13 protein-coding genes are annotated in these 14,302 nt (G+C 57.2%); 5 read left to right on the top strand and 8 right to left on the bottom strand.

What is annotated here, in order from left to right; translation table 11 throughout:
- Positions 1–22: 22 nt before the first annotated feature.
- Positions 23–1,033, bottom strand: a complete 1,011-nt coding sequence (locus tag ACFO5Q_RS13990; RefSeq protein WP_380084388.1) for a hypothetical protein — start codon at positions 1,031–1,033, stop codon at positions 23–25.
- A 296-nt stretch (positions 1,034–1,329) separates the two neighbouring features.
- On the opposite strand from ACFO5Q_RS13990, the gene ACFO5Q_RS13985 reads away from it, so the two are divergent.
- The 5 genes from ACFO5Q_RS13985 to ACFO5Q_RS13965 all read left to right on the top strand — a co-directional run bounded on the left by ACFO5Q_RS13985 (position 1,330) and on the right by ACFO5Q_RS13965 (position 6,674).
- Positions 1,330–2,043: a phage tail protein gene (locus tag ACFO5Q_RS13985; protein ID WP_068143662.1), complete on the top strand. Its 714-nt coding sequence runs from the start codon at positions 1,330–1,332 to the stop codon at positions 2,041–2,043.
- Positions 2,044–2,177: 134 nt separating this feature from the next.
- Positions 2,178–4,565 carry a patatin-like protein gene (locus ACFO5Q_RS13980; protein ID WP_068143661.1) on the top strand — a complete coding sequence of 796 codons (2,388 nt, stop codon included), beginning with the start codon at positions 2,178–2,180 and terminating at the stop codon, positions 4,563–4,565.
- 205 nt (positions 4,566–4,770) lie between these two features.
- On the top strand, positions 4,771–5,151 hold the full coding sequence (locus ACFO5Q_RS13975; RefSeq protein WP_068143659.1) for a phage tail protein: 381 nt from the start codon (positions 4,771–4,773) through the stop codon (positions 5,149–5,151).
- 52 nt (positions 5,152–5,203) lie between these two features.
- On the top strand, positions 5,204–5,425 hold the full coding sequence (locus ACFO5Q_RS13970) for a hypothetical protein (protein ID WP_068143656.1): 222 nt from the start codon (positions 5,204–5,206) through the stop codon (positions 5,423–5,425).
- Between the two features lie 112 nt (positions 5,426–5,537).
- Positions 5,538–6,674 carry a DUF2891 domain-containing protein gene (locus ACFO5Q_RS13965; protein ID WP_068144072.1) on the top strand — a complete coding sequence of 379 codons (1,137 nt, stop codon included), beginning with the start codon at positions 5,538–5,540 and terminating at the stop codon, positions 6,672–6,674.
- Here ACFO5Q_RS13965 and ACFO5Q_RS13960 read toward each other — a convergent pair.
- From ACFO5Q_RS13960 to ileS, 7 genes are all read right to left on the bottom strand, one after another.
- Positions 6,658–7,251, bottom strand: coding sequence for a hypothetical protein (locus tag ACFO5Q_RS13960; protein WP_068143654.1), 594 nt, complete (start codon positions 7,249–7,251; stop codon positions 6,658–6,660). The genes ACFO5Q_RS13965 and ACFO5Q_RS13960 overlap by 17 nt on opposite strands.
- Positions 7,252–7,262: 11 nt before the next feature.
- Positions 7,263–9,185 (bottom strand): DNA mismatch repair endonuclease MutL, encoded by a 1,923-nt coding sequence (gene mutL / locus ACFO5Q_RS13955; protein ID WP_068143652.1) that lies wholly within the window; start codon positions 9,183–9,185, stop codon positions 7,263–7,265.
- Positions 9,186–9,266: 81 nt separating this feature from the next.
- Positions 9,267–9,701: a hypothetical protein gene (locus tag ACFO5Q_RS13950; protein WP_068143650.1), complete on the bottom strand. Its 435-nt coding sequence runs from the start codon at positions 9,699–9,701 to the stop codon at positions 9,267–9,269.
- A gap of 5 nt (positions 9,702–9,706) precedes the next feature.
- Positions 9,707–10,066 carry a hypothetical protein gene (locus tag ACFO5Q_RS13945; protein WP_156431850.1) on the bottom strand — a complete coding sequence of 120 codons (360 nt, stop codon included), beginning with the start codon at positions 10,064–10,066 and terminating at the stop codon, positions 9,707–9,709.
- A gap of 242 nt (positions 10,067–10,308) precedes the next feature.
- Entirely contained in the window at positions 10,309–10,734 is a 426-nt protein-coding gene (locus ACFO5Q_RS13940; RefSeq protein ID WP_068143646.1) for a DUF3035 domain-containing protein, read from the bottom strand.
- Positions 10,731–11,264 carry a signal peptidase II gene (gene lspA, locus ACFO5Q_RS13935; RefSeq protein ID WP_068143644.1) on the bottom strand — a complete coding sequence of 178 codons (534 nt, stop codon included), beginning with the start codon at positions 11,262–11,264 and terminating at the stop codon, positions 10,731–10,733. Before lspA ends, ACFO5Q_RS13940 begins: the two co-directional genes overlap by 4 nt.
- 8 nt (positions 11,265–11,272) lie before the next feature.
- Positions 11,273–14,125 carry an isoleucine--tRNA ligase gene (ileS, locus tag ACFO5Q_RS13930; RefSeq protein WP_068143642.1) on the bottom strand — a complete coding sequence of 951 codons (2,853 nt, stop codon included), beginning with the start codon at positions 14,123–14,125 and terminating at the stop codon, positions 11,273–11,275.
- Positions 14,126–14,302: the final 177 nt, after the last annotated feature.

The raw sequence follows: 14,302 nt of genomic DNA, 5'->3' as shown, positions 1-14,302 counted from the left end.
CTTTGGGGATCAATAAAGGGGGTCAAATAAGAGGCGCATGCAAAGCCAGGGGTACACCGGCGTTTTTCGCCACAGCCTCAGCCCAGGCATGAACCTTGTCTATCTCATCGGCATAAAGCCTCTCGCCCTCCCGACGGGCCGCATCGCGGGCGTCGGCATCAAAGGCCTGATCGTTTTTGGAGTGCTGCCTGAACACAGGCCCATCAACAAGCGCTTCAAGCTCGTCATCCGCCATGGATAGGCCAAAGTGTCGAAGCAAAGCCGCCATCATCTCCCCCGGCGCGCCCATCAGCTTTGTGCTGTCGAGTGTCCGGATTCTTGACGGACCAAACTTCTGCACAATCTGGGCAAACATGGCGTGCTGTGCCAGCCACCCGACAGCAGCAGCCTGCAGGTCGGTAAGCTGGAGGTAGTCTTCGCCCTGAAACCCGAGGTCTATCAGCCCCTCGCGCATCTGCTTGACCATTAATTCGCGAACCCATAGGCGTCCAAACATACCCTTGCGAGCGATCGAGCCCAGGAAATCCCGAAGGGGCGCATACAGGAATACGGCGTTTGAATCAGGCTTAACGTACAGCATCAGTCCGGCAAGGCCGTTCACCAAATTGGACGGCTTCACAACAACGGCTTCACCATCAGCGAAGGGGCGCGCCAGAACTGACAGCACGCCCGACATCACGCTCGCCAGCTCCTGTGGCTTTGCCCCGCGCATCCTCCATCCCGACAAATCATTGAGTATCTGCGGTTCCTTCAGCCCCATAGAAACGCCCGGAAGGTCGAAAGCGCGCGCCAGCAATGTGGAACAGCAATAGGCCGAATGAAAAATAAAATGGAGGGGAGCGCTATCGCCTGCTTGGGCTGCCACCCCCAGACCGGTCGCCCTCGGGTTTGCCGCATCCTTCAGATACTCGTCCGTCAGGAACACAGCCTCCCGGTGATCATCGCGGGAGGCGCGAATAAAATGCACATGCCCGCGCGCCGGGTCATACCGGTGCGGCCACCAATTGGGATCTACTACCATGGAATCCGTCAAGTTTCACTGCTCCTGAGTTTCTCCGCAATCTAGCGCAGCAAGCCTAAGCCGTCACCGGGTAAAACCCTTTTTAATCTTAGGTTTAGACCAACTGAGCGCACACGCCCGACATCTGCCAATGCTTGTACAACTCACGCATAACAACTTTTGCGCAAATAATTTGCACCAAAATACAATCTATAAGACATTTTCATTTGCCGCCCAGAACGCAGGCGTGCGGCAGAGGGCGGACACGAATTTCGGCAACATTTTCTGATGGCCGACATCATGCAAGGTCCAGCAACAAGGAAAACTCGATGAACACCACACCAAAGTACCGTCACTACATGCGCTTAAGTGCCTTCACGCTTGGGATTGCATCTCTTGCCCTCTCCAGCGCTGCCGGGGCCAGCTGCAATATGGAGTCTTACACAGGATCGGTTTGCCTGACTGCGGCCAGCTATTGCCCCAGAGGTACTTTGGAAGCCGACGGCCAAATACTGCCAATCAAGGAAAATATGACGCTCTATTCCCTGCTTGGAAATACCTATGGCGGCGATGGTGTCCGCACTTTCCGACTGCCAGACCTGCGCGGCAGGACACCCGTAGGCGTTGGGCAAGCCCCGGGCCTGACAAACATTACTCTTGGCGAACAGCGGGGCGCAGAAAGCGTGTACCAAACCGTTGACCAAATGCCACCGCATACCCATCAGGCTCTCTTTACGCCAAACCCAAGTGAGCCAGTCAAAGTCGAAGTCGCTGCGCAAGACGCCACCGCCCATAAAGTGACAGACAAGAACATGCTTGCCGAGCCAAACACCGGCCTGCAGCCTGGCGACGACGTAAATCTGTTTTCTGGCCCAGGCAATACGACCATCCCACTGGCCGGCGTTTCCGGGGGCACCAACACCGGCGGGACAGTGAGGGTTTCGAGCACAGGAAGCGGGCAATCAATCAATGTCGTGAGCCCACAACTTGGCCTTCGGTACTGTATCGTCACGGGTGGCATATACCCCGTGCGCCCGGACTAAAATCACGATACAGAGAAATGCGTTCTGGCCGGACCCATTCGTCCGGCCAAACAACCATTTGCGTTTCGCGCAAAAAACCGCAAACTATCCATAGGGTTGCGGACACCGCAGCTCGCATAAGGATTTAGGCGGATATGCGGGAAAAGGAACTCAGACTGGCGCTTGTATGTTATGGCGGGGCATCGCTCGCCATCTATATGAACGGCATCTCAAGCGAGGTCCTGAAACTTGTGCGCGCCTCAAAAGCCTATCACGGCGTATCCGACCGGATCGAACGTGCTGCGACCACCTTTGACAAAGCAGCGCCGAAACGCCCTTACCGTACCGACACGGAAAGCCTCTATTTTGAGCTGTTCCAGGCCATCGGGCGCAAACTTGAACTTCGGGTGATTGTGGATGTTGTCTCAGGTGCATCAGCCGGAGGCATCAACGGCATCTTCCTGGCCCGAGCCTTGGCGCACGACCTGGATTTCGATCCCCTACGAACCATGTGGCTCAACCTGGCAGACATTGAAGAACTGATGGAAGAAGACACCATCGCCGACCGCACCAGCAAACTGTGGTTTTACCCCTTCATCTGGCTTTTCGGCGGCAAGGCGTTTGGGGACCATGCGCCTGACCAGGAAACAAAGCGCAAGCTCTTCCGTTTTGTTCGCTCCCGCTGGTTCCAGCCGCCTTTTTCCGGCACCCATATGCTGACATGGATGCTGAACGCCTGCGAAAATATGGGCCAGGTAGATAGTGGCCACACACTGATGCCGCCAGGTCACAAGCTGGACCTGTTCGTCAGCCTGACCAACTTTTTCGGCCAGCCGCGGCGCATCAAGCTTCATGACCCCAAGGAAGTGCTTGAGCACCAGCACGGTGTCACGCTTAATTTCGGCTTCCGCCAGGCCGCCACCGGCGCCATGGTAAGTGACTTTGGCGACGACAACATCCCCGGCCTTGGTTTTGCCGCAAGGGCGACATCCAGCTTCCCGGGCGCCTTCCCCCCGCTCAGGTTCAAGGACCTGGAAGAACGCCTGAAGGCAAGGCGGCAACCATGGCCTGGCCGTGATGCCTTCATGACCAAGAACTTCCCCGCGCTCGTGAGCGATATGGACACCCTTTATGACATGTCCTTCATTGATGGCGGTGTCACCAACAACAAACCATTTGGCGCAGCGATCGGGGCGGTGTATGAGCGCCCGGCTCACCGCGAGGTAGACCGCCGCATCATCTATGTCGACCCCCTGCCGGACGACCCGCAAAGCCTGCTTGAGGGTCAGCGCCACAAGGAATTGCCCGGTTTCTTCCGCACGATCCTGTCTGCTCTTGCTGAAATCCCGCGCCGTGAGCCGATATATGAGGACCTGCGCGCCATCGACAAGCAGAATAAAAACGCCCGCCGGTTCGAGGCCACGCTGCAATCGGCAGAAGCACAGGTCAACCGCCTAGTTGACAAGGTGCTGAACCTGGACCAGGAGCGCAAGGTGGACACCGCCATGCTTGCCAGCTGGCGTGAGCGCGCGCACGAAGAAGCGCACAAGCACACAGGCTTCAGCTATTCAAGCTATATGCAGTCAAAGACCGTTCGCATGTTCGAGCGGCTCGCGCAGCTGATGGTGGAAGGTGCGGCACTTCGCGGCGTGAAGTTATCAGAATCCGACATGTTTGAGGCCCTGCGGCAGTGGGCCGAACGCAAAGGCATGTTGTGCCCCGAAGGCGGCGTCGTGGATATCGTGCCTGAACAAGGTCAGCAGCACCATGTGCGGCGTTTGCGTGAACTGGATGTAGACTACCGCATCCGGCGCTTGCGCTTTGTGATCATGAAGCTGAACCGTTTCATGCAGCAAGACAACCAGAGCCACCTGGTGGAACCGGTCAAGAAAATCAAGCGCCAGATCTATACCATGCTGGAAAGCTACCGTACCCGCTGGGCACCCGAGCATTTTGACGAGGCCATCTTCGAGCGTCTGGTCACACAACCAGTTGATGACATGGCCATCACAGCCTTTCTTGATTCCGTCGCCAAGGCGATGGAACTTGAAGACCTGGACTATGAGCAGGACGAAACTTTCGCGCTGGCGCTTTCCGTACTGCCACAGAATGCGCTTCGCCTGACGCTGTTCCGCGCCTATGTGGGGTATGCCTTCTATGACGTGCTTATGCTGCCCATGAGCCAAGGCGCCGACCTGCTGGAGGTGGATGAAATCCGTGTCGCGCGCATCAGCCCGCTGGACTGTGAAAACATGCAGGAAACCCACGACCAGCAACCGCTTCTGGGCACGCAGCTCTATAACTTTGGCGCCTTCTTCAGCCGCAAGGCGCGCGAAAATGACTATATCTGGGGCCGCCTCCATGCTGCCAGCAGGCTGGTCGACTTTATGCTGGATGCCGCAGGCGACGACCCGTTACCGGCGGACTATGACCTTGAAGGCTTCAAGAAGCGGCTGTTCTTGACGATCCTAGAGACCGAAGAAGCCCACATGGAAGAAAGCAAAGCCCTGATCAAGGGTCTGAAAGCACGCTTCAGTGCCTGACCTTCCTTGCCGAAACCTTGCCCAATGACATCACCCGAAAGCACAACCTGAAAAAGCATATATTTATTTAATGCCCTTTTTGGTTGTTCCGCTTCACCCTACAATCGCTTTGCAGTACCGCATTTGGGGGCGGCACTGCCCCCTGTCTTGAGTTGCATATATGGGCGCGCACGCTGCCCTCCCTCCCCCTGCACGGAGACCAACAATGACACTTAAGATCACCCACCTAGCCGTATGCGCTGTCATCGGCACCGCCGCCAGCCTTTTCACCACTGACAAGGCCCAGGCAGGCTGCAAGCCAGAGTATTCCTACATTGGCGACATCTGCATGACCGGCGCGAGTTATTGTCCTGTCGGCACTGCTCAGGCCAGGGGGCAGCTGATTGAAATTACCGCAAACCCGGAACTTTATGCCGTATATGGCAACAGTTATGGCGGGGACGGCGTGAAGACATTTGCCCTGCCAAATCTTGCCATGCGTTCCCCTGTTGGGGTTGGCGAATTTGTCCCCACACCATATGGAGGGGGGAGCCTACGGAACCCGTGTCGGAGTCAACCTTGGGCGCGTGTACGTCAATCAAAATGAAAATCAACTAGCGTATCATACGCACACAGCTACGGTCTCATCGGACGCGGCGATGACCGCCCCTCATGCCCATATGGCGCCCGAACCTGACATGCAAACCGAGGCAGAGGAAATGAGCTCTCCGGAGGAAACAACCACCGTGACCATCGCACCCACTGGTTCTGGCTCGGATATGGCCATCGTGGGACCACGCCTGACAGTCAATTACTGCGTCATGTTGGAAGGTGACTTTCCGCCCCGCTTTGAAGACGACGCCGAAAAATCTCCTGAATGATCTTCTGAATATGTTTTGGCCCGGTCAAGTGCTGGCCGGGCCAATCTGCCCCTTCACCGTGGCGTCTCGCCCGCTATGGTGCTATGGGTTGGAAAAGCAATCCACGGGGAGGATACCGGTGAAAAAATCAGCACTCACACTTGCACTTCTGGGCGGGCTGACGCTGACGGCCTGCGACGATGGCGCCAAACATGATACAGCGGACATCTCCCTGCCGCCTGCCCGCGAAGGCGTGGTGACAGACCGGTTCGCCCGTATGGCGCTTGGCTGCATTCACCGGGAATACCCGAACAAGATCAGCCATGTGTTGAATTCCGATGCTGACGTAGGTGCGCCGCGGGACCTGACACCCGCCTTCTATGGCTGCTTCGACTGGCACTCCTCAGTCCATGGCCACTGGCTTCTGGTGCGCCTGATCAAACAGGACCCAGAAGGCCCGTTTGCAGAGATTGCAACAGACGCGCTGGCAGAAAGCTTCACGGCTAAGAACATCGAAGCCGAAGTCGCTTATTATATGGCGGAAGGCCGCAAGGGGTTCGAGCGCCCCTACGGCATCGCCTGGTACCTGCAACTGGTGGCGGAACTGCATGAAAGCAGTGACCCGTTGCACCAGAAATGGCGGGAAACCCTGCGCCCGCTTGAAGACGCGATTGTAGCCAAGATGACTGCATGGCTGCCGAAGCTTGCCTATCCCGTGCGCCTTGGCACCCACAACCAAAGTGCTTTCGCCTTTGGCCTGATGCTGGATTACGCCCGCACGGTGGATGACGGTGCATTTGAGGCGCTGCTTACCGAACGCACGCTGGATTTTTATGAGGACGATACAAGCTGCCCCATCGGCTATGAGCCTTCGGGCGAAGATTTCCTCTCCCCCTGCCTGATGGAGGCTGACCTGATGCGCCGGGTGATGAACCAGGCGGACTTCGCCGTTTGGCTGGGGCGCTTCCTGCCGCGCATCCCCAGAAACGGCAAGGGCGATTGGCTTGAGCCCGCGATTGTGAAAGACGCGACGGACGGCAAGCTGGTGCATCTGGACGGCGTGAACCTTTCCCGCGCCTGGGCGCTGGAAGGCATTGCCTCAGCGCTGCCGCAAGGCGACCCCCGCAAGGCGTCGCTTCTTGCCGCCGCCAGCATCCATAAGGACACCGGCATCAAGGCCGTAAGCGACGAGCATTATGCCGGCAGCCACTGGCTCGCCAGCTTCGCAACCTATCTGGAGACGAAACGGGGGATTAATGAAAATCTATGAAGTTATAGAAAAAAAAGCCTGCCGCGAACGTTTCTCCGCCGTAAAAGCCTTTTGGGAAATATAAACTTGGCACAGGAGGCAATCGATGCTCCTCACCTCTCCTAGAATAGAAACAAGCGAGTGCAATGTACAATGCGCCCATTGCATTGAGGACATTCTTAAGATTGCCTTCTTGGAATTCTGTATGCCGACTATGTTTTATACCATTGTGCCCCTTCCACCAATTTGGCCGCTTTGGTTCATCGTCCAGCCAATTTGACCAAGGAGTTAGCATCAACCCAAATCGGGGAATACTCACCTCCTTAGAGGCAAACTTTGGAAGGAGTTCACTAACAACCTCTCGGTAGGTTTCAATGTTAGGATTTGCGGGAAGCTTTTTTCCCAAAGAACTACAAATTTGCTTCATGGCAGCGTCGACTTCGCCACATGCAGACACTAAAAGTCGGGATAATTCGAGTGAATAGGTCTCGTAGTTGTCCTCGTGGAATTCTATATACCGAGCAATCTGGGCAAGGTCATTTTCTAGCATCAAAAAGTAATTCCAATGCTTCGGCACTTCGGATTGAGGAATGCTCATTCTCCGTCTCCCTATCTTCTCCCGAACAGCTTCTCGATATCGCTGAGCTTCAGCTCCACGTATGTCGGGCGGCCATGGTTGCACTGGCCGGAATGCGGCGTGGCTTCCATCTCGCGCAACAATGCATTCATCTCGTCCACGGTCAGCCTGCGGCCCGCGCGCACGCTGCCGTGGCAGGCCATGGTGCCGCACACCTCTTCAAGGCTTTCCTTTAAGCTCAGCGCTTCATCAAGGTCTGTCAGCTCATCGGCCAGATCGCGCACAAGGCCCGGCACGTCCAGCTTGCCGAGCATCGCGGGCACTTCACGCACCACCACGGCCCCTTCACCGAAAGGCTCGATCACCAACCCCAAAGCTTCAAGCTCATCAATGCGCTTGAGAAGGCGCTCCGCCGGGCCGTCTTCAAGTTCCACCACTTCCGGCAGCAGCAGGCTTTGCCGCGCCACGCCGGTAGCTGCGATCTGTTTTTTCATGCGTTCATAAACCAGCCGTTCGTGGGCCGCGTGCTGGTCAACGATCACGATGCCGTCGGCGGTTTGGCTAACGATATAAGTGGCGTGCACTTGCCCCCGCGCGGTCCCCAGAGGGAAATCTTGGGGGAGGTCCTGCGGCGCAGATTGCGGCACATCCGCCGCCCGCGCGCCATAGGTGGCCTGCTCGTCAATCGGGCGGGCGGAAGGTGCTGCCATATCGCCCGTGCGGTCGAACGCCAGCTGGCTTTCCCGCATCTCGCCATATGACCCGGCGGACGGGCTATACATCTGTTCGGCGACTTCGTTAAATCCAGCAGGCAAGGTTGGGCGCTCGTGCGGGCGACCCATCGGCAGGGAGGAAAGCCCCGTGTGTGGGCGCATGGCACCAAGCGCTGCGCCTGCGACGGTCGTCGACGCCCGGTGCCCGGCTGCAGCGAGCGCGTGCCTGAGCGCGGAGACAATAAGGCCCCGCACAAGGCCAGCGTCCTTGAAACGAACCTCTGCCTTGGCGGGGTGCACATTCACGTCCACAAAGCTTGAGGGTACATCGAGGAACAGCGCCAGAATGGGGTGGCGGTCCCGCGCCAGATAGTCCTGGTACGCGCCGCGTACGGCCCCGTTCAACAGCTTGTCTTTGACCGGCCTGCCATTGACGAAAAGATACTGGTGCTGGGCATTGCCGCGCGAATAGGTTGGCAGGCCCGCAAAACCGGTCAGGCGAAGCTCCTCTCGCTCGGCATCAATCTCAAGCGCGTTTTCACGGAATTCCTTGCCAAGGATCGCGCCCAGCCGCTCCAGCCGTACATCACCCGTGAGGCTTGTCACCTGCGGGGCGCGGAAGGTGGTGCGGTCCCCGTCAGACAGGGTGAAGGCCACATCCGGGTGCGCCATCGCCAGCCGCTTGATCACGTCGCCTGCCTGGGCATATTCCGTGCGCGCCGTTTTCATGAACTTCAGCCGCGCGGGCGTGGAATAAAACAGGTCCCGCACTTCGATGCGGGTGCCTGTGGTGAGCGCCGCGGGCTCCACCGCGTGCTTTTGCCCGCCTTCTACGCGCACGGCCCAGGCCTCATTTGTGCCCCTGGCTTTCGATGTAACGGTGAGCCGAGCTACCGCGCCAATGGACGCCAGCGCCTCGCCCCGGAAACCAAGCGAGGCGATATTGACCAGATCGTCATCCTTCAGCTTGGAAGTTGCGTGGCGCTCCACCGCAAGACTCAGCTCTTCAGCATCCATGCCGCGGCCATCATCCACCACCTGGATAAGCGCCTTGCCGCCATCGCGCATCACAACATCAATGCGGGTAGCGCCAGCGTCGACCGAATTCTCCACCAGTTCCTTGACGGCACTCGCGGGCCGTTCGACCACCTCACCTGCCGCAATGCGGTTGATGGTGCGTTCGCTCAGCAGGTGGATGATGCCTGCCTGTTTCGGAAGATCATGTCTGTTCTGGCTTGTCATGGCGCGACCCTATCAGGGTTTTCTGGGCCATGGAAGAGCCGCCAAGCGCAATTTATCGCCAGCAGCAAAAGGGGCTGAAACTTAGTTTGAAATCAGGAAGGGCGCGGCGCGATAAAGCCTGATCTCTTCCTCGTCACAGTGGCAGTGATGGTGCCTGCCCATGCGCTCAACAAGCTTATCGCGCACACGGTCATAAACCTGTGATTCGAAGATGATACGGTCTTCTTCGCTCATTTTTTCGAGGTCGCTATGGTCGAGGTTCTTTTCGGCCATCAGGTCATGGCGGGCCTGGTCATAAAGGCCAAGATGCCGAACACGCAACATCCAGGCAATGGGATCAAACCCCTCGGCTTTCTGGGCAAAATCGGCCTTCACACGCGCCTTTCCCGCGGCATCAAAAGCCTGCAGATACTCACTGAAGGCTTCTCGGGTGCCTTCTTTGGGTTGAGGCGCGCTTGTGTCCGCTGTGCTGTCAGGCGAAGGAGCCAGGCCTGGAAATGATGGAATTATTTTCATGGGGCCTACTCCGGATCCGGAATTGTAACCACCCTGTACATATTCTGCTTTTTCCGCTCCAGCTCGAGCTCTTCATACGCCCTGACCGCCTGCGCCATGTCTTCCTTGCGCATACTGTTGATAACACGAGCTTCAAAAACGGCGCGCTCGGATGCTTTCATTTCATAGAGGTCATCAACGGTCAGGCCTTCTTCTTCCAGAAGGTCCTTCTTGGCGACCATATAGGCGTCAAGTTCTAGGGCACGCATTGCCCACCCAACCACGCCCAACTCGGCAATACCGTTCCTCTGGTGGGCAATAATGCGCGTCTCACCCGTCCCGTCGAACTGCTCCATGAGAGCGCGAAAATCTCGAACTGTATCCATGACCCCCGTCTTGGTTCCGGTTCTTCCAAAAGATTCAGTATGTTGCGTACTGGCGTCTGTTTTTGCGATGTCCATATCACTTGTCCTCGTAACGCAACCGGCGCGATTCTATAAGCAACGGGCGTGCCAAATGCGCATAGCATTTTGGTTGAGGATGGACGAGGCGTTCAGCCAGGAGAGCAGGCACAAAAAAAGCCGCAGCATCAACGCCTGCGGCTTTCCCATACTCTATAGCGCTAGTTTCAGCTGCCAGAAGACACCCGGCGTACAGACACATTGTCGGTCCGGAACTCACGCTCTTCGGCGTCAAGAATATCCGCCAGCAGGAGAGTTTTCTTCACGACAGCCAGGTCCTTCTGGCCAACATTGGAGCGCACGTCCGGCTCGCTTGGGCCAACGCGGGACAAGAGATCACGCTCAGAGTCAGACTTTGGCTCAGACCGCTTGAATTTCTTACCTGGGAACAGCGCTTCGTAAGCCTGGCCGCTGGCATCAATCGTCTGAGCGTTCGGCTCACCCGGACGTGGCGGCGACAGGTCTGCTTCCGGCGGCACCACAAGCGGCGCACGGCTGACAACTTCAAACTCGTCGGGGCTGTTTTTACCGCCACCGCATGCCGCAAGCGTCAGGGCAGCCGCACCGATAAACAAAACAGACTTGAGGTTCATGAACTCTCTCCTTTGTGGTCGGCCGTACTGTCGCCGACCTTTTGGGCATTTTTAGGGCCTTTCTTGTCTGGCCGCAACCCATCAATAAGCAGAAGCACCACACCAATGGTAATTGCCGCGTCCGCCACATTGAAAACATAGAAGCTGTAGCCCAACGCATGCAGGTGCACAAAGTCCACCACGGCACCATGCAGGAAGCGGTCAATGATGTTGCCAATGGCGCCGCCCAGGATCAACGCGAGCCCCCAGGCTTCCACTTTCTTGGCCGTATCAAACAGCCATTTCGCCACCCACAGGCTGATTAGCCCGGTCAGAACAATGATGCCCCATCTCCCAAGGGATTCGCCAAGCGGGATACCCATTGAAATGCCACGGTTCCAGACCATGGAGAAATTCAGGAAAGGCAGCAGCTCAATACTGCCTTTCTCTGGCAAACGGAGGCCTTCGAGAATCCACCATTTCGAGAGCTGGTCGGCCACAAGCAAACCCGCAGCCGCCAAAAGCCCTTTTCTGAAATATGGCCCCGCCATCAGGGTGATTAGCCCGCAGCCTGGGCATCAAGCCCTGCTACAGCATCCGCACAGCGGTTGCACAGCTCACCGTGGGCGGATACTTCTTCGGACACCACCCAGCAGCGCTCGCATTTGTCACCACTTGCAGCCGCCGTTACCACGGCAACCCCTTTGACATCCTCGAGGGTAAAGGCACCCTCTGGGGCATCTGCCTCAATGATGCGGCCTGAGGAAGTGATCATCAGCTCCCCGAGGTCAAGACCCGCCAGTGCGTCCACATAAGCGTGGTCGGCCACATAAACGGCCACATCCGCCTGCAGACTGGAGCCGATACGTTTCTCACGGCGGTCCAGTTCAAGCGCACCAGTGACCACACGGCGCAAGCGGCGGATCATGGTCCATTTCTCTGCCAGTGCGTCGTTTTTCCAGTCGGCTGGTGTTTCAGGCCACATCTGACGGTGCACGCTCTGGGCGTCATCTCCGAACCTGGACAGCCAGACTTCCTCGGCCGTGAAGGCAAGGATCGGCGCGAACCAGGTAGTAAGACGCATGAAGACTTCATCCAGCACCGTGCGCACAGCGCGGCGACGACTGCTGTTCGCTGCATCGCAGTAAAGCGCGTCTTTGCGGATGTCGAAATAGAAGCTTGAGAGCTCAACGATACAGAACTGATAGAGCGCCTGGAAAATCGGGTTGTAATCGAAATGGTTCGCACGATCCCGGATCAGGGCGTCAATCTCCGCCAGGCGATGCAGCACATACCGCTCAAGTTCTGGCATCTGGGCTGCCGGCAGCCGCTCTTCTTCCGTGAAGCCGTCAAGATTGCCCAGCAGATAGCGCATGGTATTGCGGATCTTCCTGTAGGCATCTACCTGCCCCTGGATGATCTGGTCGCCGATGCGCACATCTTCCATATAGTTCACCGACGTCACCCAAAGACGCAGGATATCTGCACCATATTGCTGGATGATTTTCTGTGGCGCCACGGTGTTACCGAGCGACTTGGACATTTTGCGGCCTTCGCCGTCCATGGTGAAGCCGTGGGTCAGAACATTCTTGTAAGGCGCATGGCCACGCGTACCGCAGCTTTCAAGAAGGCTCGACTGGAACCAACCGCGGTGCTGGTCTGACCCTTCCAAATACAGGTCCGCTGGGCTCTGCAACTCCTCACGCTGTTCGCAGACGAACGCGTGCGTCGAACCACTATCGAACCAAACATCCAGGATATCGTGCACCTGCTCAAAATCTTCGGCGTCATATTTGTCGCCCAGGAACTCCTGCGCTGGTACAGCAACCCATGCATCCGCGCCACCTTCCTTGACGGCGGCAATGATGCGGGCATTGACATCTGCGTCCTGTAGCAGCTCGCCGGTCGCCTTGTTCACGAAGACTGTGATCGGCACGCCCCAGGCCCGCTGGCGCGAGATTACCCAATCAGGCCGGTCCGCAACCATGGCCCTGATGCGGTTCTTGGAAATGGCAGGGTACCAGTTGGTATCTTCAATGCCTTGAAGCGCCTTTGCGCGTAGGTCCGTTTTCTCCATGGAGATGAACCATTGCGGCGTATTGCGGAAAATCAGCGGTGCCTTGGAGCGCCAACTGTGTGGGTAGCTGTGCGTCAGATGGCCTTTCGCCATCAGCGCGCTGGCATCAGTAAGCAGCTCACATACCTTTTCGGCAACCTTATAGACATGCTCGCCTGCCACCAGCGGAACATGCTCATAATAGCACCCGCTTTCGTCGACCGTGTAAGGCACTTCAATACCGAACTTCACATGGGCAACCTGATAGTCGTCGTCACCATGGCCAGGGGCTGTGTGCACGAAACCGGTACCAGCCTCGGTGGTTACATGGTCGCCCGGCAGCATCGGCACATCAAAGTCATAACCCCGGTTGCCGTCTTTGTGACCGCGCCATGGGTGCGCGAGGATAGCGCCCTCAAAGGCGCTGCCCTTCAGGTGGCTGATCACAAGATAGTTCTCAATGCCCGCACGCTTGACGAAATCCAGAAGCAGAGCTTCGGCAACGACAACACGGTCACCTTCCGCCATCAGGGCGCCCTCGCCCACTTCTGTGGCTTCGACCACCACATAGTCGATATCGGGACCATAGCAGACAGCACGGTTTGCCGGGATGGTCCAAGGGGTGGTGGTCCAGATAACAACCCGCGCACCCTCAAGATCCTCGTGTGTCGCTTTAAGGAATGGAAAAGCCACATCGATCTGCACGCTTGTATGGTCGTGGTATTCGACCTCAGCTTCCGCTAGTGCTGTTTTCTCAACTGGCGACCACATCACCGGTTTGGAACCGCGGTAGAGCGCGCCAGAGGTTGAAAACTTCAGAAGTTCTTCAACGATCTGCGCTTCTGCGTCAAAGTCCATCGTCAGGTAGGGCTTTTCCCAGTTGCCGAAGATGCCAAGACGCTTGAACTCTTCGCGCTGCACATCGATCCACTCGTCGGCGAAGGCGCGGCATTCCTTGCGGAACTCAACAGGGTCCACATCGTCCTTGTTTTTCTTTTTCTTGCGGTATTTTTCCTCGATCTTCCATTCGATCGGCAGTCCGTGGCAATCCCAGCCGGGCACATACGGGGCATCCTTGCCCTGCATCTGCTGCGACTTGACGATCACGTCCTTGAGGATCTTGTTCATCGCGTGGCCGATATGGATGTTGCCATTGGCATACGGAGGGCCATCATGCAGCACGAACTTGTCGCGGCCCTTCGCGTCCTCGCGCAGGGTCTTGTAGATGGCATCTTTTTCCCAGCGCTTCAGAAACTCTGGCTCGCGCTGCGGCAGGCCCGCGCGCATGGGGAAATCTGTTTTCGGCAGGAAGACGGTATCGCGATAATCGCGCTTTTCACTATTGTCGGCAGACATGACTGTTTGTCTCGCTCTTGATAAATGGGGCCGCCTTGAAATTGCGTCGCACCCAATTGAATTCTGGAAAATGTGTAAACTTAAAACCCCGGTCGCTAGTCTATTAGCGCCGGGCCAGTAATTCGAATAATGATGCCAGCGCGAGGCCAGCCATATTTACTGTGGGTTTGCATGGCC

Origin of the sequence: Kordiimonas lipolytica, assembly GCF_042651265.1 — a bacterium.
GTDB classification, from domain to species: Bacteria; Pseudomonadota; Alphaproteobacteria; order Sphingomonadales; family Kordiimonadaceae; genus Kordiimonas; species Kordiimonas lipolytica.
The sequence above is the reverse complement of the archived record's forward strand: the minus strand, read 5'-3'. Positions and strand labels throughout refer to the sequence as shown.

Excerpts from the sequence above, each read along its gene's own strand:
- ACFO5Q_RS13970 (WP_068143656.1), top strand. The coding sequence starts at position 5,204 with ATGACCGCCCCTCATGCCCATATGGCGCCCGAACCTGACATGCAAACC.
- ACFO5Q_RS13960 (WP_068143654.1), bottom strand. The coding sequence starts at position 7,251 with ATGAGCATTCCTCAATCCGAAGTGCCGAAGCATTGGAATTACTTTTTG.
- ACFO5Q_RS13945 (WP_156431850.1), bottom strand. The coding sequence starts at position 10,066 with ATGGATACAGTTCGAGATTTTCGCGCTCTCATGGAGCAGTTCGACGGG.
- ACFO5Q_RS13980 (WP_068143661.1), top strand. The coding sequence starts at position 2,178 with ATGCGGGAAAAGGAACTCAGACTGGCGCTTGTATGTTATGGCGGGGCA.
- ACFO5Q_RS13975 (WP_068143659.1), top strand. The coding sequence starts at position 4,771 with ATGACACTTAAGATCACCCACCTAGCCGTATGCGCTGTCATCGGCACC.
- ACFO5Q_RS13940 (WP_068143646.1), bottom strand. The coding sequence starts at position 10,734 with ATGAACCTCAAGTCTGTTTTGTTTATCGGTGCGGCTGCCCTGACGCTT.
- ileS (WP_068143642.1), bottom strand. The coding sequence starts at position 14,125 with ATGTCTGCCGACAATAGTGAAAAGCGCGATTATCGCGATACCGTCTTC.
- ACFO5Q_RS13985 (WP_068143662.1), top strand. The coding sequence starts at position 1,330 with ATGAACACCACACCAAAGTACCGTCACTACATGCGCTTAAGTGCCTTC.
- ACFO5Q_RS13950 (WP_068143650.1), bottom strand. The coding sequence starts at position 9,701 with ATGAAAATAATTCCATCATTTCCAGGCCTGGCTCCTTCGCCTGACAGC.
- lspA (WP_068143644.1), bottom strand. The coding sequence starts at position 11,264 with ATGGCGGGGCCATATTTCAGAAAAGGGCTTTTGGCGGCTGCGGGTTTG.
- mutL (WP_068143652.1), bottom strand. The coding sequence starts at position 9,185 with ATGACAAGCCAGAACAGACATGATCTTCCGAAACAGGCAGGCATCATC.